22 protein-coding genes and 2 pseudogenes are annotated in these 26,403 nt (G+C 69.8%); 15 read left to right on the top strand and 9 right to left on the bottom strand.

Features of this window, described 5'->3' with window-relative positions:
* Window positions 1–197 precede the first annotated feature (197 nt).
* Window positions 198–644 carry a hypothetical protein gene (locus FRANCCI3_RS20470; RefSeq protein WP_011438422.1) on the top strand — a complete coding sequence of 149 codons (447 nt, stop codon included), beginning with the start codon at window positions 198–200 and terminating at the stop codon, window positions 642–644.
* Window positions 645–882: 238 nt separating this feature from the next.
* Here the strand turns inward: FRANCCI3_RS20470 and FRANCCI3_RS20465 are convergent, their stop codons facing one another.
* Together FRANCCI3_RS20465 and FRANCCI3_RS20460 are read right to left on the bottom strand one after the other, a co-directional pair.
* Window positions 883–1,728 carry an ATP-binding protein gene (locus FRANCCI3_RS20465; RefSeq protein ID WP_011438421.1) on the bottom strand — a complete coding sequence of 282 codons (846 nt, stop codon included), beginning with the start codon at window positions 1,726–1,728 and terminating at the stop codon, window positions 883–885.
* A gap of 225 nt (window positions 1,729–1,953) precedes the next feature.
* Window positions 1,954–4,254 (bottom strand): SpoIIE family protein phosphatase, encoded by a 2,301-nt coding sequence (locus FRANCCI3_RS20460; RefSeq protein ID WP_011438420.1) that lies wholly within the window; start codon window positions 4,252–4,254, stop codon window positions 1,954–1,956.
* Between the two features lie 172 nt (window positions 4,255–4,426).
* Here FRANCCI3_RS20460 and FRANCCI3_RS20455 point away from each other — a divergent pair, with 172 nt between their 5' ends.
* The 3 genes from FRANCCI3_RS20455 (at window position 4,427) to FRANCCI3_RS20445 (ending at window position 12,359) form a co-directional block, all read left to right on the top strand.
* On the top strand, window positions 4,427–8,647 hold the full coding sequence (locus FRANCCI3_RS20455) for a hybrid sensor histidine kinase/response regulator (RefSeq protein WP_011438419.1): 4,221 nt from the start codon (window positions 4,427–4,429) through the stop codon (window positions 8,645–8,647).
* A gap of 136 nt (window positions 8,648–8,783) precedes the next feature.
* Window positions 8,784–9,422 (top strand): response regulator, encoded by a 639-nt coding sequence (locus tag FRANCCI3_RS20450; protein WP_023840991.1) that lies wholly within the window; start codon window positions 8,784–8,786, stop codon window positions 9,420–9,422.
* A gap of 186 nt (window positions 9,423–9,608) precedes the next feature.
* On the top strand, window positions 9,609–12,359 hold the full coding sequence (locus tag FRANCCI3_RS20445) for a serine/threonine-protein kinase (protein ID WP_011438417.1): 2,751 nt from the start codon (window positions 9,609–9,611) through the stop codon (window positions 12,357–12,359).
* Between the two features lie 131 nt (window positions 12,360–12,490).
* Here the strand turns inward: FRANCCI3_RS20445 and FRANCCI3_RS20440 are convergent, their stop codons facing one another.
* The 4 genes from FRANCCI3_RS20440 to FRANCCI3_RS20430 all read right to left on the bottom strand — a co-directional run bounded on the left by FRANCCI3_RS20440 (window position 12,491) and on the right by FRANCCI3_RS20430 (window position 14,776).
* Entirely contained in the window at window positions 12,491–13,183 is a 693-nt protein-coding gene (locus tag FRANCCI3_RS20440) for an alpha-ketoglutarate-dependent dioxygenase AlkB (RefSeq protein WP_011438416.1), read from the bottom strand.
* Between the two features lie 202 nt (window positions 13,184–13,385).
* Window positions 13,386–13,667, bottom strand: a complete 282-nt coding sequence (locus FRANCCI3_RS20435; protein ID WP_011438415.1) for a metal-sensitive transcriptional regulator — start codon at window positions 13,665–13,667, stop codon at window positions 13,386–13,388.
* Between the two features lie 391 nt (window positions 13,668–14,058).
* Window positions 14,059–14,202, bottom strand: coding sequence for a hypothetical protein (locus tag FRANCCI3_RS27175; protein ID WP_023840989.1), 144 nt, complete (start codon window positions 14,200–14,202; stop codon window positions 14,059–14,061).
* 277 nt (window positions 14,203–14,479) lie between these two features.
* Complete coding sequence (locus FRANCCI3_RS20430; RefSeq protein WP_023840988.1) at window positions 14,480–14,776, bottom strand: hypothetical protein; 297 nt, start codon at window positions 14,774–14,776, stop codon at window positions 14,480–14,482.
* Window positions 14,777–14,853: 77 nt separating this feature from the next.
* Between FRANCCI3_RS20430 and FRANCCI3_RS20425 the strand changes: the two genes are divergently transcribed.
* Window positions 14,854–15,084, top strand: coding sequence for a hypothetical protein (locus tag FRANCCI3_RS20425; RefSeq protein WP_173645797.1), 231 nt, complete (start codon window positions 14,854–14,856; stop codon window positions 15,082–15,084).
* A gap of 362 nt (window positions 15,085–15,446) precedes the next feature.
* On the opposite strand, the gene FRANCCI3_RS29220 is transcribed toward FRANCCI3_RS20425, so the two are convergent.
* Both FRANCCI3_RS29220 and FRANCCI3_RS20415 read right to left on the bottom strand, forming a co-directional pair.
* A complete protein-coding gene (locus tag FRANCCI3_RS29220) occupies window positions 15,447–15,824 on the bottom strand; it encodes an FmdB family zinc ribbon protein (RefSeq protein WP_011438412.1) in 378 nt (125 codons plus the stop codon).
* A 44-nt stretch (window positions 15,825–15,868) separates the two neighbouring features.
* Window positions 15,869–16,729 (bottom strand): 5-formyltetrahydrofolate cyclo-ligase, encoded by an 861-nt coding sequence (locus tag FRANCCI3_RS20415; protein ID WP_023840986.1) that lies wholly within the window; start codon window positions 16,727–16,729, stop codon window positions 15,869–15,871.
* A 343-nt stretch (window positions 16,730–17,072) separates the two neighbouring features.
* Here FRANCCI3_RS20415 and FRANCCI3_RS20410 point away from each other — a divergent pair, with 343 nt between their 5' ends.
* The 6 genes from FRANCCI3_RS20410 to glpR all read left to right on the top strand — a co-directional run bounded on the left by FRANCCI3_RS20410 (window position 17,073) and on the right by glpR (window position 23,547).
* Window positions 17,073–18,047: a UTP--glucose-1-phosphate uridylyltransferase gene (locus tag FRANCCI3_RS20410; RefSeq protein ID WP_023840985.1), complete on the top strand. Its 975-nt coding sequence runs from the start codon at window positions 17,073–17,075 to the stop codon at window positions 18,045–18,047.
* A gap of 373 nt (window positions 18,048–18,420) precedes the next feature.
* Window positions 18,421–19,818 (top strand): molybdotransferase-like divisome protein Glp, encoded by a 1,398-nt coding sequence (gene glp / locus FRANCCI3_RS20405; RefSeq protein ID WP_083494902.1) that lies wholly within the window; start codon window positions 18,421–18,423, stop codon window positions 19,816–19,818.
* Complete coding sequence (gene moaC, locus FRANCCI3_RS20400) at window positions 19,815–20,318, top strand: cyclic pyranopterin monophosphate synthase MoaC (protein WP_011438408.1); 504 nt, start codon at window positions 19,815–19,817, stop codon at window positions 20,316–20,318. Before glp ends, moaC begins: the two co-directional genes overlap by 4 nt.
* Window positions 20,315–20,908 (top strand): MogA/MoaB family molybdenum cofactor biosynthesis protein, encoded by a 594-nt coding sequence (locus FRANCCI3_RS20395; protein WP_011438407.1) that lies wholly within the window; start codon window positions 20,315–20,317, stop codon window positions 20,906–20,908. The genes moaC and FRANCCI3_RS20395 overlap by 4 nt, the downstream gene beginning before the upstream one ends.
* A gap of 9 nt (window positions 20,909–20,917) precedes the next feature.
* Window positions 20,918–21,550 carry a GNAT family N-acetyltransferase gene (locus FRANCCI3_RS20390; protein WP_011438406.1) on the top strand — a complete coding sequence of 211 codons (633 nt, stop codon included), beginning with the start codon at window positions 20,918–20,920 and terminating at the stop codon, window positions 21,548–21,550.
* 644 nt (window positions 21,551–22,194) lie between these two features.
* Window positions 22,195–23,547, top strand: coding sequence for a gephyrin-like molybdotransferase receptor GlpR (glpR, locus tag FRANCCI3_RS28405; RefSeq protein WP_011438405.1), 1,353 nt, complete (start codon window positions 22,195–22,197; stop codon window positions 23,545–23,547).
* Between the two features lie 5 nt (window positions 23,548–23,552).
* On the opposite strand, the pseudogene FRANCCI3_RS29215 reads toward glpR, so the two are convergent.
* A pseudogene (locus tag FRANCCI3_RS29215) lies at window positions 23,553–24,182 on the bottom strand (cyclase family protein); the annotation flags it as partial.
* Window positions 24,183–24,376: 194 nt separating this feature from the next.
* Here FRANCCI3_RS29215 and FRANCCI3_RS20375 point away from each other — a divergent pair.
* The 4 genes and pseudogenes from FRANCCI3_RS20375 to FRANCCI3_RS20360 form a co-directional block, all read left to right on the top strand.
* Window positions 24,377–24,805, top strand: a pseudogene (locus FRANCCI3_RS20375) (SAM-dependent methyltransferase); the annotation flags it as partial.
* A 314-nt stretch (window positions 24,806–25,119) separates the two neighbouring features.
* Window positions 25,120–25,377, top strand: coding sequence for a hypothetical protein (locus FRANCCI3_RS20370; protein WP_131728916.1), 258 nt, complete (start codon window positions 25,120–25,122; stop codon window positions 25,375–25,377).
* Window positions 25,374–25,802, top strand: coding sequence for a type II toxin-antitoxin system VapC family toxin (locus FRANCCI3_RS20365; RefSeq protein ID WP_011438401.1), 429 nt, complete (start codon window positions 25,374–25,376; stop codon window positions 25,800–25,802). Before FRANCCI3_RS20370 ends, FRANCCI3_RS20365 begins: the two co-directional genes overlap by 4 nt.
* Before the next feature lie 97 nt (window positions 25,803–25,899).
* Window positions 25,900–26,382: an SAM-dependent methyltransferase gene (locus tag FRANCCI3_RS20360; protein WP_108913780.1), complete on the top strand. Its 483-nt coding sequence runs from the start codon at window positions 25,900–25,902 to the stop codon at window positions 26,380–26,382.
* Window positions 26,383–26,403 lie beyond the last annotated feature (21 nt).

The following is a 26,403-nucleotide window of genomic DNA, read 5'->3' as shown; positions in this document are numbered from 1 at the left end:
CGCCCAAACGGGACATTGCGGACGGCGGGGGCCGATGTGTCGTGGTTCTGGCCCGTTCGGCTGGTCAAAAGTAGGACTTCTGTCACAATGAATAGATAACTAGCAATCTATAGTGGCATTCCTATCAGATCAGCCGTGACTGCCGATCGGGAGTCACATCAGGACACGGCCGGGAGTATCGATCGGGGAGAAGACCCATGTTTTCGTACCTACATCGTCTCAGGACCATCAGCGTGCTCGGCGCGGCGACCCTTGTCGGCGGGCTGCTCGGCGGCGGTGGCTACGCCTACGCGCAGAGCGGTTTCACCGGCAACCCCTGGGTGTTCCGGGCGACCAACCAGAGCGCTGAGGGGCTTCGTATCCAGTCGACGGGCGGGCCCAACGGCCAGCTGTTCATCGTCTACGACCATCTGAACCAACCCATCTTCGCCGTCAACAAGGCCGGCGGCGCCGGCGTGTTCGGGGACAACTTCAACGTCCACCAGGGCAACGACATCCTGCATCCCTGGGTGCGGATCAGCGTCACCGATCCGCAGCCCGCCGACTGCGTGACCACGGGCCAGCTCGTCATCGGGGGCTCGACCGGTTCGGGTGGCCGCATCTGGCGGTGCGTCGTCGGGCAGGGATGGACGTCCGTCGTCTGACGGGACGTGGCCCGCGGCGGGGCGAGGCCCGCTTGGACGATCGTGACGTCACGCGGCGTCACGATTCAGTGCCGCATTGCTTTTCAAGTAGCGCACGCCCTTTTGTAACCGGCGTCACAGAACCTCTGCGCTGACCCGCTGACCCGCTGACCCGCTGAGCCGCTGATCGGGTGATTCGCCAACCATGCCGGACCCATCCGCTGCGGGGGAGGGCCGGGCGGGGAATGACGTGACGGCGTCAGGGGCCGTTGGTGATGATCGTGACGGCCGCCTCGGCGTCGTTTGGCCGGGCCGCCTCCCAACCCGCGCGTGCCGCTCCGGTGCGGCCTGATCCGGCACGGTCCGATCCCGGCCGCCTCGACAGGACCGGGAAGGGGGACATCCCGAAGGCGGACGACAGCAGGGCCGATGCGGAGGCGGCCGGGGGACGTGGCGCGGGACGGATCGGTGGGGAGTACCGGGCGGCCGGGGCAGAGCGGGTCACAGTGGTGGGTTCGGTGGGTTCGGTAGGTTCGGTGGGTTCGGCGGGTGACGACCCGTCGGCGGACGACGGCCCCTCGGGCAGCGAGGAGCTCCCGGCGCCCGGGGAGGCCGCGCCGTCGGCTTCGGGGACGGAGGCGGACCGCCGACCCACCACCGGCGCCGGCGGAACCGGCACGGGCAGGTCGAACCACAGGTACTTCCCTGACTCGACCGCCACCGTCCCCCAGCTGCCCGCCAACGTGTCGAGAACCAGCAGGCCGCGACCGCCCTCGGCGTCCGGCGCGACCTCACGCCGCTGCGGCAGAACCGTCGAGGTGTCCGACACGGACGCGTGGATCAGACCGGGCCGTATCTCGATAAGCAGCCACAGCGGCGGCTGCCCGTATTTGACCGCGTTCGTCACGAGCTCGCTGACGAGCAGCTCGGCGGTGCCGCGCAGGTCCTCGGGAAGGTCCGCCAGCCGGATGCCCTCGCGGAGCACCCTGCGGGCCTGCGGGACGGCGGAGGGCAGATAGGGGAGCTCGGCGAGTATGTGGGTTGCGGGTGGGCAACTGGACGTTGCCTGCCGTACCACATCCATCGGGACCGAAGACGCGCTCATCGACCACCAAGCCTGTGCGAGGATATCGAGGTGGCTCTACCCACTGGGTGGGGATTGAAGCCTCTGTTTCCGGATCGCACCTCTTGAGGCTATGTCGATCTGGCATCCGGTGCGGTGCCGGTGGCGCCTCCTTTCCGTGGGCCTTCGTGCCCGCGGGGCCCGGGGGGACGCCCGCGGGCGTAGCGGAGGCGCCTCGGAGGTACCCCGAAGCGTCCATCATGCCGGTCAGCCGGGCACGCGCGCCACGAGGATCGCGACATCGTCGCGCAGGTTGCCGCCGGCAAACCGCTCGGCGGCGGCCAGGACGCGATCCGCGATCCCCTGCGCTGACAGGCCTGCGCATCCCCCGATCGCGTCGAGGAGCCGGTCCTCGCCGAGCAGCTTCCCGCCATTGCGGGCCTCGATGACCCCGTCGGTGTAGAAGACCAGTGACTCGCCCGGGCGCAGGACGATCTCGAACCCCGGAAACGAGACCTCGTCGTCGTCGAGGACGCCGAGCAGGGTTCCCGGGCGACCGACGAGCGAGGCGCGCCCGTCGGCGTGCAGCACCACCGGCTGGGGATGGCCGGCGAGGAACAGCCGCAGTCGGATCCTGGTGCTGGTGCTGGTGCTGGTGCTGGTGCTGGTGCTGGTGCTGGTGCTGGTGCTGGTGCTGGTGCTGGTGCTGGTGCTGGTGCTGGTGCTGGTGTCGGTGTCGGCGGGCTCGCCCTCCGCGGGTCCGCCGGCCGGCGCCATGATCGTGGCGGCGGCCAGGGTGCAGAACCGACTCTGCCCGTTCGGATGAGACGACGCGGCGTCGCGCAGGGTCCGGTTCAACTCGAGCAGCACCTCGCCGAGCTCCGTACCCCGGCCCGTCAGCAGCCGCAGGACGGCGCGGGCCACCCCGGTCACGGTGGCGGCCTCTGCACCCTTGCCACAGACGTCGCCGATGGCGATCGTCCAGCCGAGCGGACCCCACAGCAGGTCGAAGAAGTCGCCGCCGACGTCGAGACCCGCCGACTGCGCGGCGCCGTAGGCGGAACCGAGATCCAGTCCCTCGATCATCGGCAGCTCCGGTGGGCGCAGACCCGCCTGGAGCGTGCCGGCCAGTTCCACCTGCCGGCTGTAGAGCCGGGCGTTGTCGACCGCGAAGGCGGCCCGGCGCGCGAGGTCGGCGAGCAGATCGATCTCGTCCGCGGCGAAGGCGTTGCCCTCGGGGCGGCCGAGCGCGAGCACCCCGAGTACCCGCCGCCGGGCCCGCAGCACCATCACGAGCGCCGGTCCGCCGAGCGCGGTCAGTGAACGCACTCGGTCTCCGCTCGCGGAGCGCACCGCCGCCATCAACGGGCCGTCCGGGTCGACCGCGGCAGCGGTGAGGGCGCCCGCCGCGTTCTCCTCCGCGTGTGCCGCCGCCCACAGGGCGGGATCGGCGTTCTCCCGGTGCAGGTACACCGCGCACCACTGGGCCAGCCGCGGGACCGGCAACCGCGCGAGCAGCGCCAGCGAGCGGCTCAGGTCCAGGCTGCCCGCCAGCAGATCGGACGCCTCGGCGAGGAAGGACAGCATCCCGATGCGGCGCTCCTCGGCGCGTCGCATGTCGCCGCCGCCGAGGGCCAGGGCCATCCATCGGGTCGTCAGGCGGATGCGTTCCAGGTCCAGCCCGGCCGCCGCGGCGGCATCCATCCGGCGGACGTCGCCGGGGACACCCACTCCGCCCGAATCGCTGGTGCCGCCCGAATCGCTGGTGCCGCCCGAACCACTCGGGCGGCCGCCGGCCGCCGGCCAGAGCAGCAGTTCGCCGAGGCTCTCCTGCGTCGGATCCAGCGGGAACAAGAGCGCCTCGGTAACCGGGCCGACGGCCCCGAGCGTGGCCACGGTCTCCGACCGGCCGCCGTCGCGCCCGGGACGCCGCACCAGCCCGGCGGTGACCGCGAGCGCGTCCACCAGCTGCGCGAGCAGCTCACTGACCTCGCCCTCGGCGGTGAGGGCACGGGCGGTGTCCCGGGCTATCAGCCGGACCGGACGCGGCGCCGGTACCACGGGGGCCGGTACCGGGCGGGGCGCGGGACAGGTCACAGCCACAGCGGGACTGGTCACAGCAGCGGTGGGCGAGCCGTCGCCGGCGGTTTCCAGGCGGAACCAGACGGTCTTGCCACCGCGGCCGTGCTCGGTCCCCCAGCTCGTCGCGAGCGCGTCGACGAGGGCGAGGCCGCGGCCGTCCTCGCGCAGCCCGTCGATGCCGAAGTCAGCGTCCTCGACCTTCTTTACCCGGGCCATGCCGATGCGGACCGGATGCCGGTCGGTGACCCCGACCCGCACGCCGTCACCGTCCGCGCGCACCTCCACGGTGGCCGAGGTGCCCGCGTGCACGACGACATTGGTGACCAGCTCGGTGACGAGCAGAAGCGCGGAGTCCAGCAGGTCGTCGTCCAGCTGCCCGTGCAACGCCTCGAGCAGGAAGCGCCGGGCGGCCCGGGGGGAGTCGGGCGTCGGTGGCAACGCGATGGCGCGCGCCGGCATCGTCCCACCCCCTGCTGCGCCATACATGTACTCAGTCTCTCCTGCGTTGTCCATCGTGAGGCGGATACTGGCGGCTGGTGTCACCTGTCCACCGACGCCGCCCCACGCCGGTGCCCGTGGGAGACCGCCCTTGACCCGGGCCCTCCGCCCGGCCCGGGACCCGAGACGATCGTGTCGACTGAGCTCAGGTAGGAGACCAATGAGCCCCGCATACGACCCGCAACCCTCGGCTCGTCATGATCTGGATGCACCAGGCGGTGACGCTACCGCGACCATCGTGCCCCATGCATCCCTTCCCGTGGACGACACTCGGGCGTCGCGGGCCGCCGCCGACGAGCTGATCGCGGATCTCCTGCACGGGCTGACCCGCCTGTGCGAGGGCGACTTCTCGACCCGCCTCGCGGCGCGGGACGGCTACGCCGGTGACGTGGTGCGCAAGTTCGACGAGCTGGCCGCCATCCAGGAGCGCCACGCGCGTGAGCTGGCCCGGGTCAGTAAGGTGATCCGCCGTGACGGTCGGCTCACCCTGCGGATGGAGGACCTGGGCAACCCCGGCGGCTGGTCCGACATGACGCAGGCGGTGAACTCCCTCATCGACGACCTGGCCCGGCCGACCCACGAGGTGGCGCGGGTCATAGCGGCGGTGGCCGAGGGGGACCTGTCCCAGCACATGGCGTTGGAGATCGCCGGCCAGCCGGTGCGCGGGGAGTTCCTGCGGATCGGCACCACGGTGAACACGATGGTGGACCAGTTGTCGTCGTTTGCGGACGAGGTGACCCGGGTCGCCCGTGAGGTGGGCACCGAGGGCAACCTGGGCGGGCAGGCCAAGGTCAAGGGCGTCTCGGGGGTGTGGCGGGACCTCACCGAGTCGGTGAACTCGATGGCGGGCAACCTGACCAGCCAGGTCCGTAACATCGCTCAGGTCACCACCGCGGTTGCGCAGGGTGATCTGAGTCAGAAGATCACGGTGGACGCCCGCGGTGAGATCCACGAACTGAAGTCGACCGTCAACACGATGGTCGACCAGCTCTCCGCGTTCGCCGACGAGGTCACCCGGATGGCCAAGGAGGTCGGCACCGAGGGCAAGCTAGGCGGCCAGGCGCAGGTCAAGGGCGTTTCCGGGGTCTGGCGCGACCTGACCGACTCGGTCAACGTCATGGCCGGCAACCTCACCACCCAGGTTCGCAGCATCGCCGAGGTCGCGGCGGCCGTGGCCCGCGGCGACCTCACCCGGCAGATCACCGTCGACGCCCGGGGCGAGGTCGCGGGCCTCGCGCACACCCTGAACACGATGGTGGACCAGTTGTCGTCGTTTGCGGACGAGGTGACCCGGGTCGCCTGGGAGGTGGGCACGGAGGGCAACCTGGGCGGGCAGGCGCACGTGCGGGCCGTGTCGGGGGTGTGGCGGGACCTGACGGAGTCGGTGAACTCGATGGCGGGCAACCTGACCAGTCAGGTCCGCAACATCGCGCTCGTCGCCACCGCCGTCGCCCGCGGCGACCTGTCGCAGAAGATCACCGTGGCGGCCCAGGGTGAGATCCTGGAGCTCAAGGACACCCTGAACACGATGGTGGACCAGTTGTCGTCGTTTGCGGACGAGGTGACCCGGGTCGCCCGCGAGGTGGGCACCGAGGGCAACCTGGGCGGGCAGGCGCATGTGCGCGGGGTGTCGGGGGTGTGGCGGGATCTGACGGAGTCGGTGAACTCGATGGCGGGCAACCTGACCAGTCAGGTCCGCAACATCGCGCTGGTGACCACGGCGGTGGCCCGCGGCGACCTGAGCCAGAAGATCACCGTGACCGCGCAGGGTGAGATCGCCGAGCTGAAGGACACCGTCAACACGATGGTCGACCAGCTCTCCTCGTTCGCAGCGGAGATCACCCGGGTGGGCCGGGAGGTTGGCGTCGAGGGCAAGCTCGGCGGTCAGGCCACCGTAGCCGGAGTCGCCGGAACGTGGAAGGACCTCACCGACAACGTCAACCAGCTGGCGTCCACGCTGACCATCCAGCTGCGGGCGATCGGCGACGTCTCCACCGCGGTGACCCGCGGTGACCTGACCCGGTCCATCTCGGTGGAGGCCGAGGGCGAGGTCGCCGAGCTCAAGGACAACATCAACCAGATGATCGCGCGACTGCGCGAGACCACCGAGGTCAACGCCCAGCAGGACTGGCTGAAGTCCAACCTGGCCCGGATCGGCAGCAAGATGCAGGGCCAGCGCGATCTCTACGCGGTCTGCCAGATGATCATCAGTGAGATGACGCCAGCGGTCAACGCCCAGCAGGGCACGGTCTACCTGCTCGACTTCATCGAGGGTGACAAGCTGCGCTACGTCGCCGGCTACGGCTCGGTGCCCCGGCGCCGCTCGGACGGCACCTTCCTGTTCGGCGAGGGACTCATCGGGCAGGCGGCCCTGGAACGCGACCGTATCCGAGTCGAGCACGTACCAGCCGGCTACCTCAACATCCGCAGCGGACTCGGTGAGGCGCCGCCGTGCGACCTGGTCGTCGTGCCGGTCGTGTTCGAGAACCAGGTGCTCGGCGTCATCGAGCTGGCCTCGTTCTCGCCGTTCTCCGAGCTGCACCTCACCCTGGTCGACCAGCTCGTCGACACCATCGGGGTGGTGCTGAACACGATCATGGCGAACGCGCGGACGGAGGAGCTGCTGGCCCAGTCCCAGCGGCTCACCCAGGAGCTGCGTTCGCAGTCGGTCGAGCTGCAGCGGACGAATAACGAGCTTGAGGAGAAGGCGGCGCTGCTCGAGGAGAAGAACCACGAGATCGAGCTGGCCCGCATCGGGTTGGAGGAGAAGGCCGAGCAGCTGGCGCTGTCGTCGCAGTACAAGTCGGAGTTCCTGGCGAACATGAGCCACGAGCTGCGCACGCCGCTCAACAGTCTGCTCATCCTCGCCAAGCTGCTGGCCGACAACCCGGACCGTAACCTCTCCCGCAAGCAGATCGACTTCGCCGAGACGATCCACTCCGCCGGTTCCGAGCTGCTCGAATTGATCAACGACATCCTGGACCTGTCGAAGGTCGAGGCCGGCAAGATGAACGTCGATGCGACCACCGTGCGCACGGCGGCGCTCTGCGACGCGGTCGCCGGGGTCTTCGGCCCCGTGGCGGAGGAGAAGGGCCTGTCATTCCAGGTCAACCTCGCTCCCGACGTGCCGGCCGAGTTCGTCACCGACGAGCAGCGCCTCCAGCAGGTGCTGAAGAACCTCCTGTCGAACGCGGTGAAATTCACCGACACCGGCACCGTCCGGCTGGACGTCACCGTCGCCCGGCCGGATCTGCCCTTCCTCTCGCCGAGCCTGTGTTCCGCGGGCACGGTGTTGTCGTTCGCGGTCACCGACACCGGAATCGGGGTCGCCGTCGAGAAGCTTCGGATGATCTTCGAGGCGTTCCAACAGGCGGACGGCACGACGTCGCGTCGCTACGGTGGCACCGGGCTCGGCCTGTCGATCAGCAAGGAGATCGCCCGCCTGCTGGGCGGGGCCATCGCGGTCTCCAGCGTGGTCGGCCGTGGGAGCACCTTCACCCTTTACCTGCCGTCGGCCCCGCCGGCGCAGACGCCGCCCTTTGGGGTCACGCCGGGCGAGCCAGACAACGTTCTCATGATCGTCGATCCGTCGGGTCAGTACCTCGGGCGGCGGTCGGGTGAGGGAGTGGACGCGGAACCGGGTGGCGGACCCGCGCCGTCCGCCGGCCGCGATGCCGGGCCCGCGAACGGATGGCAGAACCCCGACGCCGACCGGTTCGGCACGGCGGCACTCGCGCCCTCGTCCCCGTCTTCGTCTTCGTCCCTGTCCCCGACCCGTTCCGGGCCCGGCGCGGGGGGAACCGCCGGGCACGGGGACGCGGGTGGGATCGGCGGCGCCCACTGGTCCGCCGCGGCCAGCGGACCGGCGGAGGGCTCGGCGGCCTTCACGTCGGGCTGGCGGCCGAGCGAGCCCGTCACGGTGGGGACTCCGTTCCTCACCGAGTCCACCGAGTCCACCGAGTCCGCCAGCCGCCCGCTGACCGAGGGATCGGAAGGATCCGATCCCCTGGTCGGCACCACGGTGCTGGTCGTCGACGACGACGTCCGCAACGTCTTCGCGCTCACCAGCGCGCTGGAGATGTACGGAATGCGGGTCCTCTACGCCGACAACGGTCATGATGCGATCCGTATGCTGCAGCAGGACACCCCGCCCGTGCACCTCGTGCTGATGGATGTGATGTTGCCGGGCATGGACGGCAACGAAACGACCTCGATGATCCGTGACATGCCGGCGTTCGCGGACCTGCCGATCCTGGTGCTGACCGCCAAGGCCATGCCGGGAGATCGGGAGAAGAGCATCACCGCCGGAGCCACCGACTACATCACCAAGCCCGTGGATCTGGAGCACCTCCTCGGGGTGATGCGGTCGTATCTGTATTGATCAGATCGCGTATGGTGCGCATTCGGGTGGCTATCGGTGGGGTGGTGAGATGCCGCCGGGAGCGATCAGTGATCATGTAGGGGTGGCGACGCCCACCACGGGTCGGCAGGGCGATCGCGAAGGAGGAGGCAGGCGGGTGACCGAGCGGACCGGCGGTTCCGTCGACGGCGAAGGTGGGCCGAGCACGGAACGGCCCCGCAGCAAGATCCTGCTGGTCGACGATCGAGCGGACAATCTGATGGCCCTGGAGGCGATTCTCGCCTCGCTGGATCAGGATCTCGTCACGGCGTCGTCGGGTGAGGAAGCTCTCAAGCGTCTTCTGGTGGACGACTTCGCGGTGATCCTGCTGGACGTCCAGATGCCGGGGATGGACGGTTTCGAGACAGCGCACCGGATCAAGCAGCGGGGGCGTACCCGAGACACTCCGATCATCTTTCTGACGGCGATCGACCGCGAGCCGCATCACGCGTTCCGCGGCTACGCTGTCGGCGCGGTCGACTACATCGCGAAGCCTTTCGACCCCTGGTTGCTCCGGGCCAAGGTCAGCGTCTTCGTCGAGCTGTTCGAGAAGAACGAGCGGCTGGCCGAACTGGTCCACCAGCGTGTTCGCGACTTTGATCTGATGACGGAGATCGCGGAGCGGCTGATCGCGTTGGACGTCCTGCTGGAGGGCAGCAGCCGCAGCTCCGCCGAGGAGACCCTGGCTGCGGCCGGGGCCGAGGTCCGCGGACTCGTCACCCGGTTGCAGCCCTTCGCCCGGCCGACGAACGCCTGATCGTCCACGCCCGTCGGCGGGCATCCGGCCTCCCGCCAACATTAGGCGGGATGGCGTGGGTGTGGGTGCTCGACCACCACAAGGGGGCGCCCGGCCCATGGCTCGCGCCGATAACATGAATTTGTCGACCAGATCCGCCGCCGTGCCGGCACGGCCGGTTTGTGCAGTCGTAGGAGGTTTCGTCGTATGGCGATATCCCGGCGCAACCTCCCTGGGCTCACCGGGACTGATCTCCAGACTATCGGTCCGTATACAGTTGAACGGAAGCTGGTCGACGCCAGGACAGGACCAGTGTTTCTTGCACGTAACGGCGAGGCGCGTCCGGTCCTCGTCAAGACGATTACTGCGCCCTTCGGGCGGGACGCAGAGTTCCGTCGGCGCCTGCGCGTCGACCTCGACAACATCCGCCGGTTGGCGCCGTCCTGCCTCGCCGCCATCCTCGACCTCGACACGGGCGCTCGCCCCCCATACGTCGTCGCGGAGTTCATCGACGCTCCGACTCTCGCCGCAACCGTCGCCGGCGGCGCAGCGTTGTCCGGACCAGACACCTACCGGCTCGCCGTCGGGCTGGCGACGGCTCTGGCCGCACTGCACGAATTGGAAATTTTCCTCGGCGACCTGAAGCCTATCAATGTGGTTCTTTCCGGGCAGGGAGTGCGGCTGGTTGACTTCGGGCTCTTCCGAGCGATGAATGCGGTAAGCATCAATAATCCGGGCGGACCGCCGTCCGGTATCGGAACACTTGCGTTCATAACGCCCGAACAGGCTCTCGGGCAGACCGCCACCGTCGCATCGGATGTCTTTACCTGGGGCGGCATGCTGTTGTTCGCCGCGACCGGCCGGCCGCCATTCGGTGCCGGAACGCCCCGGGTCCTGCTGCAGCGGGCCGTCTACGCGGAACCCGACCTGTCCGTGTTCTGCCCGGAGCTGCGAGAGCTGGTCGCGGCGGCGATGCGCAAGGACCCGAAGCGCCGGCCGGCCGCGGCCGAACTGCTCGAACAGCTGATGGCCTATCCGACACGAAGCGAGGCGGAGCCGGCGGTCGAACCCACCCGGCGTCTCGCCCTGCCGGCGGGTGTCATCGAGACGCTGGTGCCGGTGCAGACGAGGCGGACGGTCGAGTCCGAGACGAAACCGGAGGTCGTAGGCACGAGCGACCTCGCCGCTCCTGCCATCGGTGCCATCCACGGCCTCGAGATCGTGCTCGAAACCGTGACCGTACTCGAAACCGTGACCGTGCTCGGGACCGGGCCGGCCGCGGAGATCACGGCCGTCCCGCCGGCCGCGGAGATCACGGCCGTCCCGCCGGCCGCCGCGGTCGCCCTCGGCGCCGTCCGTACCGGAGCAGAACCGCGGATGCGTCCGTCGTCTCCCGGTCCGTCGTCTCCCGCTCCGTCGTCTCCCGGTCCGTCGGCCGCTCTGGCCGGTGTGCCCGCCCCACTGCCCACCGCGGCCGCGAGAGCGCGCGCAAGCTACGTCCAGGAGGGCACCGGGAATGTCTCCGCCTTGTCATCACCATCGTCACCGCGGGATCACCTGGACCGCGGGTGGCTTCGACGCGTGCTCTCGATCGGCGTGGCGGTCTCGGTGCTCGTCCTCTCGACCGTTGTGATCGTCGATACGCTGCGGGAGCGCAGCGCGGCGGCCACGTCGCGTGAGGCGGCCCGTGGCGCGATGCGCCTTCTCGACCGGGAACCGGATCTCGCCGGCCAACTCGCCGTCTCGGCCTACCGCATGGCTCCGACCTCGGCTGCGGCGGAGGCGCTGGTCAATGCGAGCATCCGGCAGATCGGGCCGGCGACGGGAGCGATCCGCGATCTGCTGATCACCCCGGATGGTCGATATCTGATCATCGTCGGTGACTTCGGCGGGTCGGTGTGGAACATCATCGGCCCTGGCCGGGTGCGCTACATCACCGACCTGCCCGCGGTGGCCGCGGCCATGGGAGATCGCAGCCCCCTCGCGGCCGGGGTCGCCCCGGCGGCCGCGGTGAAGGGCCTGCTCGCCGTCGCGCTGATACCCGCATCCGGTCCGGCCACGGGTGTGCGGGCGTCCACGATCATGGTGACGGCGGGGACGGACGGGGTGATCCGGTTATGGCGGCTGGCCCAGCCCGGGTCCACGGACGACGGTGACCTTCAGTCGGCGATCAACACCGGTCAACGGGTGAGTCTGCTCGCCGAGTTGCGGGGACACACGGGTGCGGTGGCGAGCGTCGCGGTGAGCGGGGATGGTCGAACCCTGGCCTCGGCGGGCGCCGATCGCGTCGTCCGTCTCTGGGACATCGGCCATCCGCAGAATCCTCGCGCCCTCGCCGAGCTGCCCCAGCCGGCGGAGGTCACCAGCCTCGCCTTCACCCCCGACGGCGACTCGCTCGCGGTCGGGGGGGTAGGCCATCTCTCCGTCTGGGATGTGACCGCTGCCGGGCAACCGCGCCGCCGGGCCCAGCTGACCGCCCCCGCCACTGTCCGCAAGCTCCTCGTCAGCCCGGACGGCCGGTGGCTCGCCGTGGCGAGTACCTCCGACGGCGGCTCGCTGACGGAGATCTATGGGCTGGACAGCCCCCGGGGACTGCACCGCCTCACCGCCATCGCGAGCCGGCCAGGCCAGGCCGGTTCGATCGCGCTCTCCGCCGACGGGCGGGTCCTCGCTGTCAGTACCCCGGCCGGTCAGGTAACGCTCTGGGACATGCGCTCACCATCCCGGCCGGTGCAGCGGGCCACCCTGCCGGTCGGCACCGCGCCGACGGCGACGGTCTTCGGACCTCTGGGACATGAGGGCGTCCTCGCAGTCGTAGCCGGTGACGCCGTCCGTCTCTGGCAGCTCGACCTGCTCGCGGCCGAGGACGAGATCTGTGCCAGGGCCGAGGGCCGCATCAATCGGGAGCAGTGGCGGACCTACCTCGGTCACCGGCACTACGACCCGCCCTGTGACTGACCCGCCCGGTGACCGGCCCGCCCGGTGACCGGCCGGGTTGGTCGCGTTCCTCGTGATGTCCGGCCTGCTGCTGGTGGTGGTGCCGCGGGTGCGGGCAGGTGAGGATGCCTCGGGGAGCCGGCAGGCGGCGGCTATCGCGAGAAGTGGCGCGCGGCGCCGTAACCGGGGCCCTGTTCCGGGCGGCCCGTCCGGGACGTCCATCGCCACTGGACCGAGATGCGTCCGGCGACGTGCTCCGGGACCCTGGGCACCGCGTGCAGCCAGTCGGCTTGGGCCCGACCTCCCAGCACGATCAGATCACCGCCGGCCGGGGAGAGGTCGCGAGCGCCGGATGCCTCCGGGTCGTTGAGGATCCGTCGGCCGGGCGGCAGGTGGCGAGACTTGATCAGGAACGGTCGCCGGGCACCGAGGGTGAGGATGGCGATCACCGTGTCGTCGAGCCAGCGCATCTCGCGGTCCCGGTGGAAGGCGACGCCGTCGGCTCCGTCCCGGTACAGCGACAGGCCAAAGCCGTCGAACTCCACGCCGTAGGTCCGCCGCAGGGTCCGGTAGGCGTCGAGCAGGGCGGGAAAGGCGACCGGCCGACCCCGCGGGATCCAGGCGCTCATCCGTGGTTCGGTGACGTGGCGTTCGTAACGCCACATGGTTCCCTGTCGCCAGGGGATCTCGGCATGCAGGGTCTCGTACAGCTGGTCGGCCTCGCGTAGCCATCCGCGCGTGACGTCGACCCAGGACCGGTCGTCCAGCCAGATCCGTTGCACCGACGCGGTGCGGTCGACCGCACCGTTGGCGGGCACCGCGGTGCCGTCGGTCTCGCTCGTCACCCGGCCGACGCTACCCGGCCGACGCCATCCGGCAGGCCCCGGTCCGGGGCCGTCCGGCGTAACCTGCGAGATCCAGGAGGCATATTCCGTGAAGGTGAACAGGCGAGGATGACCTGCGCAGCACCCGACCCGGGGACCTCGACGAACCTCGAAAGCGATGTCCGTCGTCTCACCGCAACCGCCTTCACCGCAACCGCCGTGGTCAGGACCGAACGAGCCGCGCGATCGCGGCCGACGCCTCCCGGATCTTCTCGTCGGCCACCGGACCGCCTTCGGCGGCGGCGTGCGTCACGCAGTGCGTCAGATGGTCCTCGAGGAGCCCGAGGGCGACCGACTGTAACGCCCGGGTCGTCGCCGAGACCTGGGTGAGGATGTCGATGCAGTACTTGTCCTCGGCAATCATGCGCTGTAGCCCCCGGACCTGGCCTTCGATGCGGCGAAGCCGAGCGGTGTAATCGTCCTTGGTGTTGGTGTAGCCGTGCATCCATCGCGCCTTCCCGTCCAGGTACCCCCCTACGGTACCTGGGCCGGAGCCGGTCGTCGGATTGGGATTCGGTGAGATACCGGCGCCAACCGCCGACTGGAATTCGAACCGAGGCTCCTCCCGGCGGTGACACGTCCCACAATCATCACCGTGAGTGAGAATTCTCCGCCCGTGCGGTATCAGCGGCGCGGGTCCTCCAGGACAGGCTCGGGTTGCCCGTTCACGTCCTGCCCAACTGCGCGGACGCCGCCCCGCTGGCTGGGTACCCGGCACGGATCGTTCCTGGCAAACCGCACCCGGCGCCCCATAATTGCGCCAGGAAAGTGCCGAGTGGTGCACTTTCTCGCCCTGGTGGCGGGGGCTGGTGGTGACGAGTGGGTTCGCCGCCGGATCAGCGGTCGACGTGGTGCGGTGGAAGATCGGCGAGGAGTCGTTCGATGTCCGGGTCCTCTTCCTCGGACAATGACTCGTCACCCCAACCGATCTCGCGTTCGTCGTCGAACAGCTTGTCGTCGTGCGGCTCTGTGGCCCCCATGATCTTCCCCTCGTGTGGCGCAGGTTGTTCGCAACGGAGGTCCCGGCGCGGGATACGGCCTGGTGCCGCGGTCTGGTGTCGCGATCCCGACAGTGCTTCGGGTGAATCGTTTGCAGGATTGGATGCGGGATTGGACTCCGGCCGGGTACGGGTTAGGGCCGGCCGTTGTTCGGCGGGCTGCCCGGAGTGTGCTTATTACTTCCCGATGGCCGCCGGCATGCTACCGAGCGGGCGGCCACCCGGCCACCCGGCCGCTTGGCCGCCCGCTCGCCGCCGGTCAATCTACGCCGCCGCTGCCGTCTCCGGTGGGTGCCGCCGCTAGGGCGTGCCCGATTATCTCGACGACCAGGCGCAGGGTCGCCCGGCTTCCCGCCAGGAAGGCATCCGTCTCCCGCTGGGACCAGGCAGAAGCGAGTATCCCGGGCTCCGGTACCCGGGCGGCCAGGAGCGCCCGTATCGACGCCCGGTAGCGGCTCACCGTGATCGGCGGATCGCCGACCGGATCTTCGTCGTAGTCCTCGTCCCGGTCTAACAGCGCCCGGACCTCATCCAGGCGGCGCGGGGTGGGGGGCATGGTTTCCTCCTCCATCTATTTGCTACTCAGCAAATTAGACCCTAGCGAGGTTCTTGAGGAAGAGCAAAGTGGTTACGATGTTCCGCGTGGACGACGGTGAGCAGTTGGTCGGCATCGGGGACATCGCGTTCCAACTCAAGATCACTCGCCAGGCGGTGGACTACTGGACACGCAAGGACTCCCGGTTTCCGGCGCCCTTGCAGGTCATCAACGCGCCGATGGGTAGCGGTGCCAAAGGCACCCGGGTTTGGCGCAAGCGAGAGGTAGACGCCTGGATCGTGGAGCACTATCGGCGGCGCAAACAGTAGGCGTCCCGGCCATCGGCCGAGGCCACCGCATCAGGTCAGATCTGTCGGCACCAGCGGCTCCGGGCCACCCCGGTGGCGCGGCCGGTTCAGGGTGGCCGAAAAACGCCGCCAGTGGGGCGGAAGGGCTTCCGTTAGATGAGTAAGTCCGAACTCCGGGCTGGCCGTAGCCGGGCCTGAAGAGATGGCTTCCAAGGTCATGGTGTGACGCAAGATCTGGAAACCCTCGCCGGCATCTCCCGGTTACCGCATCCGGGGGCCGGTGGGTGAGCCGCGGCGGGGAGGAGCTGGGTGCTCGGTGTCCGGGCATGCCAAAGGCGTCCAGGCCGAGATGCCCGGACGCCTTGGGCGGATCCAGCGGCTGGTCAGGCCGCCGCGGTGCTGGAGGCCGGAGTCGACGTCGTCGAGGAGGCCGTGGCGGTGCCGCCCGACGAGGTCGAGGACGACGAGTCCGAGCTGACGGAGCTGTTGGTGCTCCCCCCGGATGTCGCCTCGCTGCTGCCACCCGTGGCCGTGGCGTCGCCGACGTCCTTGGGGCGGTGCTGCGTGGACCCGCCGGAGGAGTTGGACCGGCTGTCGTTCTTGTAGAAGCCGCTGCCCTTGAACACCACGCCCACCGAACCGAACACTTTACGAAGTCGTCCGGCGCAGGCCGGGCACTCCGTCAGTGATACGTCGCTGAAGCTCTGTACGGCCTCAAGGTCACGCCCGCAGTCGGTGCAGCGGTACTGGTAGGTAGGCACGTGCTCCTCCCGGAGTTGGCACTCTGACGTGGAGACTGCCAACTTTAGCTTGTAGAGGGCCCGAGATGTTCCCCGGTGCCATCGGTTGGTTCGCACCGTAGCGTACGACTCGGCGTGATGATGATCTTCACGTTGTGATCGTGGGACTCCATGGGGATCTCATCCAGAACCTCTTGGTCGTGCAGGACGGCGATCACCGGAACGTCGGCGCCCACCCGGGCCAGCACCCGGTCATAGGAGCCCCCACCGCGCCCCAGACGCCGGCCCGTCCGGTCGACCGCGAGCGCCGGGATGATCACCACGTCGGCCTCGGCGAGAACCCCACGGGGTGCCGCCGCCGGTGGTTCGCGGGTACCCAGCGCGCCGGGCACCAGTGTTCCGACGTGCTCCCGGAAGTCCAGATCGAGATCGGCGCGTAGGGCGGGCAACAGCACCCGCACTCCGCGAGCCAGCAGTCGATCGAGCAGTTCGGCGGTGTCCGGCTCGCCGGGCAGCCCCACATACGCCGCCACGCACCGCGCGGCCTCCACCTCGGGCAGCCGCTGGATGCGGTTGGCCAGTCGGGACGCATCCGACCTGGACAGCGAGCCCCGACGCAGGGCCACGGATGCGCGGCGCTGTACCAGTAGCCGGGCCCGCAGGCGAGCCTTGGCCTCGCCTGCCTCGCTCGTCTCACCCAGCGCCGACGCGCCGCCGACTAGGGCGGGTGCGATCTGCCCGGAGCCGCCGCCGGCCTCGGGGCCGGTGCCGGGGGTTCGGTCGACACCGTCGTGGCGGGGGCGGGCACGCCCCGGGTCCGCTGGCCGACTCCCGCGTCCGGACACCGGTCCGGGATGCGGACGGATCGTCAGCTCGACGGTGAGCTCTTCGTCGAGATCACCCGGAGGCCGGTCATTCCACTGCACACCGACAGCCTCCCGCAGGTTGGCCGCCAGCGGGGGGTTGCCGCGGCATACGGCACGCGAACGTGGGCGTGATGTCGGGCGGAGGGAGCGCAGGTTACCAATTGTGGCACCCATAGTTACTGATGGTGATTTGTCGATTGTTGGTGGAGGTGTTGTCAGTTACCGGTAGGGGTGTTGTCGGTGGTGGACCGGGTGGCACGGAGTGCCGCGGGCTCGTTCTCGGACCCGCGGCGCATGTCCGGGCGGGCGGCGGGCGGGACCGGCGGCCGCCGTGAGCTGTGCATTGCCTGTGCTGGGGCCGTGGACGGTGCCCGTGTCCACGGACCCGACTAAGGTTTCGGCTATGCCAGTAACGAAGGCGGTCATTCCAGCCGCGGGTCTGGGGACCCGCTTCCTGCCGGCGACGAAGGCCGTCCCCAAGGAGATGCTGCCGGTCGTCGACAGGCCGGCTATCGAATACGTCGTCGAGGAGGCGTCCCGCGCCGGCCTGCGCGATGTCCTGCTTGTCACAAGCCGCACGAAAAAGGCGATCGAGGATCATTTCGATCGTGAGGCGGACATCGAGGCGGCCCTCGAACGGAAGGGTGACGATCTTCGTCTCCGTCGGGTCCGGGTGTCGGCGGAACTGGCCGAGGTCCACTCGGTCCGCCAGCAGTCGCCGCGTGGGCTCGGTCATGCCGTGCTCTGCGCGGCGGCGCACGTGGGAAACGAGCCGTTCGCTGTCCTCCTCGGTGACGATCTCATCGACGAGCGGGACCTGCTGCTCGAGGAGATGCTTGCCGTGCAGCGCCGCTTCGGGGGCAGCGTCATCGCCCTGATGGAGGTGCCCGAGGACCAGGTCTCCCTCTACGGCGTCGCCACGGTGGAGTCCGTCGGCACCAGTGCCGGCACCGGCAGTGCCGACGACCGGTACGGGATCGTGCGGATCCGTGACCTGGTCGAGAAGCCACCGGTCGCGCAGGCCCCGAGCAATCTGGCGATCATCGGGCGGTACATCCTCTCGCCGACGATCTTCGACGTCCTGCGGCGGACCGAGCCGGGACGGGGCGGGGAGATCCAGCTCACCGACGCCCTGCGGATCCTGGCGCTACGGGCGGTCGAACCGGCCGGTGCCGCGGGGGACGCCGGCACCGACACTGCCGCCGAGCCCGTGCACGGGGTGATCTTCACGGGTCGGCGGTACGACACCGGTGACCGGGTGGACTACCTGAAGGCCGTCATCCGGCTCGCGTGCGAGCGCGCCGACCTTGGCCCCGAGCTGTACCCGTGGATCGAGGAGTATGTCGCGTCCGGTGGTCCGAAGGCAGCATTGTCCTGATTTATCCATATTGCTTAAATTTATCCGCTTCATCGCCTGAGGGTGCCGGGATGTGCCGGCTTCTCTTCGGGTAGGCCTTGACGGCTCCGGTGACGACTCCGGTGACGACTCCGGCAAGGACCGGAACGCTCCCGGAACCGGCCAGCGCCCGGCGGTCGCGGCATGCCGTTCGGACTGGGAGGCCCGGAGCGGGAGGCCCGGAGCGGACGCCCCCCGCCCCGACCGCTGGAGCTACCTGAAGGTAACTGCGGGTAATACCTGAAGGTAACTGCGGGTAAGAGATGTCCGGGCTTCGACGGCCGTAGCCTGGGTGATGCCGGACCCGGCGTGCGACGAGTGGTGCATCGAAGGGCAGAGAATTGGACGGGCGCCCATGACTTCGGTGGATGAACACCTCGAGCGGATCCTGGCTACGGTGCGGCCGACCCGCGCTCGGCAGGCCAGGCTGGACGAGGCGCACGGATGCGTGCTCGCCGCGGACGTCCGGGCGACGGTCGCGCTTCCCGGGTTCGACAACTCGGCCATGGACGGGTACGCCGTCCGGGCCGCCGACGTGGCCGAGGCGTCGGCGGCCACTCCCGTCTCCCTACCGGTCATCGGCGACGTCCCCGCGGGTCCGGGTTCGCCGGCCGCGCTGCTCCCCGGCGCCGCGGTACGCATCATGACCGGGGCCCCGCTGCCCCCGGGAGCGGATACGGTCGTCCAGCTCGAGTGGACCGACGGTGGCCGCCGGACCGTTGCGGTCCAGCGGGCGCCGCGCCGTGGCCTGCACATCCGCCGGACGGGGGAGGACGTCGCCCCGGGCGCCCTGGTGCTCCCCGCCGGGACGATCATCGGCTCCGCGCAGATCAGCCTGCTCGCCGCGGTCAACGTGGCCTGCCCGCCGGTGCATCCCCGGCCGCGGGTGGCGGTGCTGTCCACCGGGACCGAGCTTGTCGAGGTCGGTACACCGCTGGGCGCCGGGCAGATCGTCGACTCGAACAGCCATGGCATCGCCGCCGCGGCACGGGAGGCCGGCGCGGTGGTACGCCGCCTGGCCGGGGTGCCCGACGAGCCGGACGCCTTCGCAGCAGCCCTGCACGGGGTGCTTCCCGACGTGGATGCTGTGGTGACGACCGGTGGCGTCAGCGTCGGGGCATATGACGTCGTCAAGGAGGTGCTCGCGCGGACCGGGACTGTCCGGTTCGATCGGGTCGCGATGCAGCCGGGCAAGCCGCAGGGTTTCGGCCTGGTCGACGGTGTGCCCGTCTTCACGTTGCCGGGGAACCCGGTCAGCGCCCTCATCTCGTTCGAGCTGTTCGTCCGCCCGGCCCTGCAACGTATGCGCGGTCTCGCCGGCACCGGGCTCCCGCGGATTGTCGTGACCGTCGGATCCGACCTGCGTTCCCCCCTCGGGAAGAGGTCCTTCCCGAGGGTGGGGCTGGAGCGGAGCGGGGACGGTAGGCGCCTGGAACCCGCCACCGTCGCCCATCTGGCCGGCGGGCAGGGGTCACATCAGCTCACCTCGCTGGCGGGAGCGCAGGCGCTGCTGATCATCCCCGAGGGGGTTACCGAGGTGCCGGCGGGCAGCCGGCTGCCGGCGTTGTTGCTCCCGGACGCATCGGGGGCCATTCTCTCCGGCATGGCCTGGGTGGTTGCGGACACTGCGGACGTCGATGCCCCGGATCCGGCTTCCCCGGATCCGGCTTCCCCGGCCGGCTTCGGCCCGCGGGCCGAAGCCGGCCGGGGGAACGCGGCCGTGCCCCGGGCCGCCGGATCGGCGGCCCGGTGACCGCCGCCCGGCTCACCCACGTCGACGATCGCGGCGCGGCCCGCATGGTCGACGTGTCGGCGAAGGACGTCACCGTCCGTACCGCGACCGCCACCGGTATGCTGCGGGTCGTTCCCGAGGTTGTGGCGCTGCTGCGCGGGCAGGGGCTACCGAAGGGCGACGCCCTCGCAGTCGCCCGGGTCGCAGGGATCATGGGGGCCAAGCGCACGCCCGATCTCGTTCCGCTCTGCCATCCCATCGCGATCTCCGGCGTCACGGTCGAGCTGGACGTACGGGACGACGGTGTGGTGATCATGGCCACCGTCCGGACGGCGGACCGGACCGGCGTCGAGATGGAGGCGCTGACCGCCGTCGCCGTCGCCGGGCTTACGCTGCACGACATGGTCAAGGCGGTGGATCCCGCCGCGGAGCTGACCGGGGTGCGAGTGATCGCGAAGACCGGGGGGCGCTCCGGAGACTGGCATGCCGACCCCCCGCCGGACGCGGGGTCCGCGGAATGAGTGGCAGGCGCCACCTTCCCGCGGGTGCCCGGGCCCGGGTCATCACCGTCTCCGACCGGGCGTACCGAGGGATCTATGCCGACCGGTCGGGCCCGTTGCTCGTCGCCGGGCTCGTCGAGCTCGGTTTCGAGGTGGGCGCGGCGACGATCGTCCCGGACGGGCGGGATGAGATCGTCGCGGCGCTGCGGTCCGCCGTCGCCGACGGAGTGGACCTGGTGGTGAGCACCGGTGGCACCGGCCTCGGTCCCCGCGACGTCACCCCCGAGGCGACGCGCGAGGTGATTGAGCGGGCCGTGCCCGGACTCGCTGAGGCGCTGCGCGCGGCGGGTCGGGAGACCGTGCCGGCGGCGATGCTCTCCCGTGGGCTCGTCGGAACCGTCGCCGCCACCCTGGTGGTGAATCTGCCCGGCTCGACCGGTGGGGTACGCGACGGGCTGGGCGTGCTGGCCGGGGTGGTGGGTCATGCCGTCGCCCAGCTGCGCGGAGCCGACGACCACGGGCACCCGGCCGCGGGGTCCGCGGGCCCTGCCGCTGCCGTCGATGCCGCTGCCGTCGATGCCGCTGCCGTCGATGCCGTTGACGCCGGATAGGGCGCGACGGTGGGAGCTCCGGGTTGGCCGGCAGTCCTGACTGACGGACGGGTCCAGGTGCGGCCGCTTCGTCTGCGTGACGCCTCCACGTGGGTCGAGGTGCGGCTGCGCAACGCCGACTGGCTGGCGCCGTGGGAGGCGACCCCACCCGGAGTGATGATGGTCCGCGAGACCTGGGCGCAGCGCCAGACCCTCTCGATCTACCGTCAGATGTGGCACCGCCTGCGCCAGCAGGCCCGGCTCGGCGCCACGTTGCCGTTCGCGATCACCTTCGAGGGGCGGCTCGTCGGTCAGGTGACCGTGTCCACAATCGTGCGCGGGGCGTTCAACAGCGCTCAGGTCGGCTATTGGATCGACAGCGAGTACGCCGGTCGAGGCATCACGCCGACCGCGCTCGCGCTCGTCGTCGACCACTGTTTCGGGCCGGTCGGGCTGCACCGGGTGGAAGCGAATGTGCGCCCGGAGAACGCCGCGAGCCGGCGGGTGCTCGCGAAGCTCGGTTTCCGCGAGGAGGGGCTGCACCGGCACTTCCTTGCCATCGACGGCCGCTACCACGACCACATCGGATTCGCGCTGACGACCGAGGACGTCCCCGAGGGCCTGGTGCACCGCTGGCGGGAGACCCGGTACAGCCGGCCCTGAGCGGCCGCCGCGCCGCCCGACGGTGCCGTGCCCGGACGGTGCCGTGCCCGACGGTGCCGCCGCGCCTGAGAACGATGCCTGGATCCATGGCTTGCGTGACACGTTCCACTCCGCCACCGGGACGGTGTCGGTTACCGGATGTAGTCCCTTCTAGTCACCGCCCGTCGTTCCGGATCTCAATCCGGTGACAAAGTGAAGGTCCTGACCGGATGCCGATGCTCTCTACGAGGGCTTCCATAGGCCATGCGCGGTTCTGGTGGGGTGCCACGGTGCGTTTTGACGACCACACATCCACCATCGCCCATCCGGTTGCGGATGCGACACGCGGGCTCCGGGTCGGTGACCACGTGGATTTCGCTCACTAGCGTCGACTACGAAATCGCAATCGTTGGTGTCGAGAAGAGGCTCCTCATGGTCAGAGCGCCCGCACCCGCCGCGCTCGCCGCGGATGGTGCGCATCCAGTGGGTGGTGGGTGGGACGCGTTTCCCGCGGCGTTCCCTCCCCCCGATAACGGCGAACACCACGGAGACCACAGATCCCGCGAGATTGACAACGTAACCACAGGAGCGGGTGGGAGTATGGGGGCGGGCGGGATCATGGTGGTCGATGATGGGAGCGACCAGGGTCGTGCAGGTGTGATCCGATGAGCGCGTTGATCTGGGTGGCGATCGTCGCGGTCTGGGGGTTCGTGCTGATCCCGATGTGGCTGCGCCGTCACGACACGACGGCGCAGCAGCGGTCCACCGAGCGTTTCACGGTTGCGATGCGGGTGCTCTCCCGACGGCCGCCCGGCCGGGGCGGTGCCGTCGTCGATCGTTTCGGCGGCGATCATGGCGGCGTCTTCACCGTGGGAGGAACGGGAATGTCGCACGCGGAATTCTTCGATGGACCGGTCGACCTCGCGGAGCTCGGGGATTCGGTGTCCGCCGAGCCGTCCCGGGAGGCCGGAGCCCCCGGCGGGCAGCCGGTCGTCCCCGGGATGCCCATCGCGGCCGGCACGCCGATCGTCGAGGACGCTTCGACCGGTGGCGCGTTGCTATCCGGTGGCGGGTCTGCTGGCGAGGATCCGGAGGGCGGGGGCTCGGAGGACGGGTGCCCCGGCCGCCCACGGTGGTCGGGTGCGCACCCCGACGATCCGCGGGTGGATGTTCCTGCGCGCGGTCCCGAGCGTCGGGCGGACGCCGAGCGTGCCGCCCTGATGCGGGTGCGTCGGCAGCGCCTGCTCGTCCTGCTCGTCCTGCTTGCGGTGAGCATCGTGCTGGCCGCCGTCCTCGGCGGGCTGTGGATCGCCGGGCAGTTCCTCGTTGATGCCGTACTCGGCGCGTACCTCGTTCATCTTCGCCGGTCGGCGCAGACTGAGCGGCGGCTGGCCACCGCGCGTGCGGCGATGGACCGGCGGATCGAGGCCGAGCGGGCCGCCCGGCGCCGACGGCCCCCGATCGGGTCCTCCTTCGCCTACCGGCAGCGTCAGCCGGGACCGGACTCCCTGGAGGAGCGGGTTGGCCAGCAGCCGGTGGAGGAGCTCACCGACGAGGAGCTCGCGATCGCCTGCGCCGAGACGATCGACCTCGGCGCTCTGGCGGCTGGTCAGCCAGGCCTGGACGAGGGCGCGGAGGAGGACGATCTCGCCCGGTTCGCCGAGTACCCCGAGACGGGCTACGGCGAGACCGGTGTGGACGGTGTGGACGGTGTTGTCGGTGTGGACGGTGTTGTCGGTGTGGACGGTGTCGTCGGTGTGGACGTGGCCTCGGCCCGGCCGGCCATCCGGTCCGCGCCCCGCGTGGGCACGCGCTCGACCACCTCACGTCCCGGCCGGGTACAGGTGAACCCCCCGGGGACGCACGGTGGGCTGGTGGCTCCCACCGGGATCATGCCCTCGGGTACGGCGACGCCGGCCGGGCCGACGGCCGATGCGTCACCGGCGGGCGGGAACGTCGTGGGGGACACGTCCGGCGAACTCGACCCGCTGCTGCGACGGCACGCGGTGGGGAGCTGATCCGCGGGGCCGACGCTTGCGACTGCCCGGACCGGGGCACCGTCGGCTCCGGCGAGCGGAATCGGGAACAGGACGATGTGGATGGGCCGTCCGTTCGCCCGGGCGGTGAGAAGTCGATCGAGACTGGTCAGGTTCTCTACGATGACGGCACCGGCCCCACCCAGAATCCGGTGGGCCGCGAGACTGACATCCTGGCCCGGTCCGGGTGTTCGATCAACGCTGAGCGCATCGATACCGACCGTCCGGACACCCGCGTTGACGAGGGCCCGCGCGGTGTCCGGCGCGAGATAGGGATGTCGTAGGTACCCGTCGTGGCCCCAGTGGACGGACCATCCTGTGACGATGAGGACGACGACATCGTGAGGAAACGGGCGGGTAAAGGGGCCTGATAGCACCTCCGGGCCGATCGCCGCCTGTGGACCGTAGCCCCGCGCGTCCAGCAGAACCGCGGGTCCGGTGAAACGTTGAAGCGGAACCTCGTCAAGCCTGGGCAGCGAGTCGTCGATGTGGAAGGGGGCGTCGACATGCGTGCCCGTCTGTGATCCCAGGTGCAGGCGCTGCACGTTGACGCCGGACTCGGCCGTGGTCAGTGCCGGTGACACGTCGACCTCGGGATCCCCCGGGTAGACGGGCATGCCGGTCACGATGGGTACCGACAGATCGATCAGCTCGGTGCTCACGAGACGATGATCTCCATCCGGTGTCCGCCCCCGGAGCCCGGGGCGGCCGAAGGCGGGCCGAGGGGGCCAGGCATGCCCAGGATCCCAGGAGGCAACACTCCCCGAGGACGTCACTCCCCGACCCCATCCGATGCCGCCATTACGGGGTCATGGGAGAGTCTGGGAGAAATAATCAGTGCGTCTGTGTATGGGCGCTGTCAGAGCTAGGGGGAGTCGTGGCCAAAGGTGACAACGCCGGGTGGACCCACGGCTCGGTGGTGCCGGACTGGGCGCCGCCGAACGTCGACCTGAAGAGCGACGTTCCGCACTCGGCGCGGGTCTACGACTACATACTCGGCGGCAAGGAAAACTTCCCGGCGGACCGGGCTGCGGCCGCGGAGTTCACCAGGAGTATGCCCAACCTACCCACGTCCATGCGGGCCAACCGGAACTTCATGGTCAGGATGGCCCGCGTCCTGGCGGCGGAGCACGGCATCCGGCAGTTCCTGGATATCGGTACCGGGCTGCCGACCGCGCCGAACCTACATGAGGTCGCGCCGGAATCGCGGATTCTCTATGTCGACAACGAACCGATCGTATCGGCGTAGATTCGGGCGTCTCACCAGCATCTTTAGGTAGCCGGGCCCGGCCTTTGGTCCGTACCCGAGTTGCACACGTCGCGCGGCTCGGACGCAGTGCGCCGGCCACCGCACTGCCAGAGCCTCGTCGACGAGGCGGAACAGCACCGGCGCGTGGCGCGGCAGCGCGGCGGTCACCGCTCGGGCGACCTTCTCGAGCGGACGGGCATGACCCCACAGCAACGCCCGCAGGAACGTCCCGACGCGTCGGCAGGGACGGCGCATCCGTCCCGACGACGCGCTACCGCCCCGTCCGAGCGGGCTACGCTGGCACCATGACAACCGCGCCGCATGTGGCCGATGTGCACCGGATGGTGGATCGGCTTGCGCCTACCCAGGTGGAGGCGCTCTATGTGATCTTGGGTGGCATGCTCGGCCCGCGTCCGGCCACGGAGTCAGCACGGCAGGTTGACGACAGCGCAGCCACACCGGGGCGCCGCTTGTCGTTCATCGGGATCATGGATGGTGAACGCGATCTGGCTGAACGTTCATCTCGAATCCTTCACGAGGAGCTAGGCGAGCCAGACCGGTGATAGTTATCGACACCGGTGTACTCGTCGCTGCCATCAACAAGCGGGACAAGTTCCATGAATCGTGTGCCCACCTCCTCGTGGCGGCCGCCGAGCCCCTGGTAGTTCCCGCGATGGTCATCACCGAGGTTTGTTACCTGCTTGCGCGCCGGGGGCACGGAACGCCGCAACTGGCCGCCACGTTCTTGGAGTCACTGGCGGCCGGAGAGCTTGACGTGGAGGCGCCGACAGCCGCGGACCTCGACCGCGCTGCCCAACTGGTGCGGCGCTATGCCGATCTTCCGCTCGACGCAGTCGACGCCGCGGTAGTCGCTACAGCGGAACGCCTGGGCACACCCAAGGTCGCGACGGTCGACCGCAAGGACTTCCAGATCGTCGTTCCCAGCCACTGCGGCGCCTTTGAGCTTCTGCCTACGACCCTCGGCTGACTTCCACGCACCAGGACGAAGCGATCTCCACTGGCACGCATAAGAGCGCTAGGACCGGATGCCGGACGCCATGTGCAGCCCAGGGGTGGTACCCATCGTGTTGGTGCACGCCCGAGCACTGCTCGCCAGTACCCCCGAGGGCCGGGCCGCCTATCTCGACGCCGACTTCCGCAACCCGGAGGGGATCCTGGAGCCCGAGCAACTGCGGGAAACTCTCGACCTGGGCCGGCCTATGGCGGTCAGTCTGATCGCGATCGTGCAGTTCATCACTGATGACGCGATCGTTCAGGATATCATCGACCGGCTCATGCGCCCGCTGCCGGCGGGGAGCATCCTGGCGCTGTCGACCGCCACGGCCGACAGCGCGCCCGAGGAAGCTCGCGCCGGGGAGGCCGCATACAACGCCAACGGCATTCCGCTGATCGCGCGCGATAAAAGCACGGTCGAGCGTTTCTTTGACGGGCTGGAACTGCTTGACCCCGGAGTAGTGCTCGTCCACCACTGGCATCCCGACGAGGAGGCGGCTGCGCTGGACGATGCCCACGTGTACATGTATGGCGGAATCGCCCGGAAACCGTAGCCCGCGCGCCTCGCCGTCCAT

The sequence above is a fragment of the Frankia casuarinae genome, from assembly GCF_000013345.1.
GTDB lineage: Bacteria > Actinomycetota > Actinomycetes > Frankiales > Frankiaceae > Frankia > Frankia casuarinae.
Note: the sequence above shows the minus strand (reverse complement) of the source record. Positions and strands in the feature narration are given on the sequence as shown.

Coding starts and splice junctions, on each gene's coding strand:
- FRANCCI3_RS20470 (WP_011438422.1), top strand. CDS start 198: ATGTTTTCGTACCTACATCGTCTCAGGACCATCAGCGTGCTCGGCGCG.
- FRANCCI3_RS20465 (WP_011438421.1), bottom strand. CDS start 1,728: ATGAGCGCGTCTTCGGTCCCGATGGATGTGGTACGGCAGGCAACGTCC.
- FRANCCI3_RS20460 (WP_011438420.1), bottom strand. CDS start 4,254: ATGTATGGCGCAGCAGGGGGTGGGACGATGCCGGCGCGCGCCATCGCG.
- FRANCCI3_RS20455 (WP_011438419.1), top strand. CDS start 4,427: ATGAGCCCCGCATACGACCCGCAACCCTCGGCTCGTCATGATCTGGAT.
- FRANCCI3_RS20445 (WP_011438417.1), top strand. CDS start 9,609: ATGGCGATATCCCGGCGCAACCTCCCTGGGCTCACCGGGACTGATCTC.
- FRANCCI3_RS20435 (WP_011438415.1), bottom strand. CDS start 13,667: ATGCACGGCTACACCAACACCAAGGACGATTACACCGCTCGGCTTCGC.
- FRANCCI3_RS27175 (WP_023840989.1), bottom strand. CDS start 14,202: ATGGGGGCCACAGAGCCGCACGACGACAAGCTGTTCGACGACGAACGC.
- FRANCCI3_RS20430 (WP_023840988.1), bottom strand. CDS start 14,776: ATGCCCCCCACCCCGCGCCGCCTGGATGAGGTCCGGGCGCTGTTAGAC.
- FRANCCI3_RS20425 (WP_173645797.1), top strand. CDS start 14,854: ATGTTCCGCGTGGACGACGGTGAGCAGTTGGTCGGCATCGGGGACATC.
- FRANCCI3_RS20410 (WP_023840985.1), top strand. CDS start 17,073: ATGCCAGTAACGAAGGCGGTCATTCCAGCCGCGGGTCTGGGGACCCGC.
- glp (WP_083494902.1), top strand. CDS start 18,421: ATGACTTCGGTGGATGAACACCTCGAGCGGATCCTGGCTACGGTGCGG.
- FRANCCI3_RS20395 (WP_011438407.1), top strand. CDS start 20,315: ATGAGTGGCAGGCGCCACCTTCCCGCGGGTGCCCGGGCCCGGGTCATC.
- glpR (WP_011438405.1), top strand. CDS start 22,195: ATGAGCGCGTTGATCTGGGTGGCGATCGTCGCGGTCTGGGGGTTCGTG.
- FRANCCI3_RS20370 (WP_131728916.1), top strand. CDS start 25,120: ATGACAACCGCGCCGCATGTGGCCGATGTGCACCGGATGGTGGATCGG.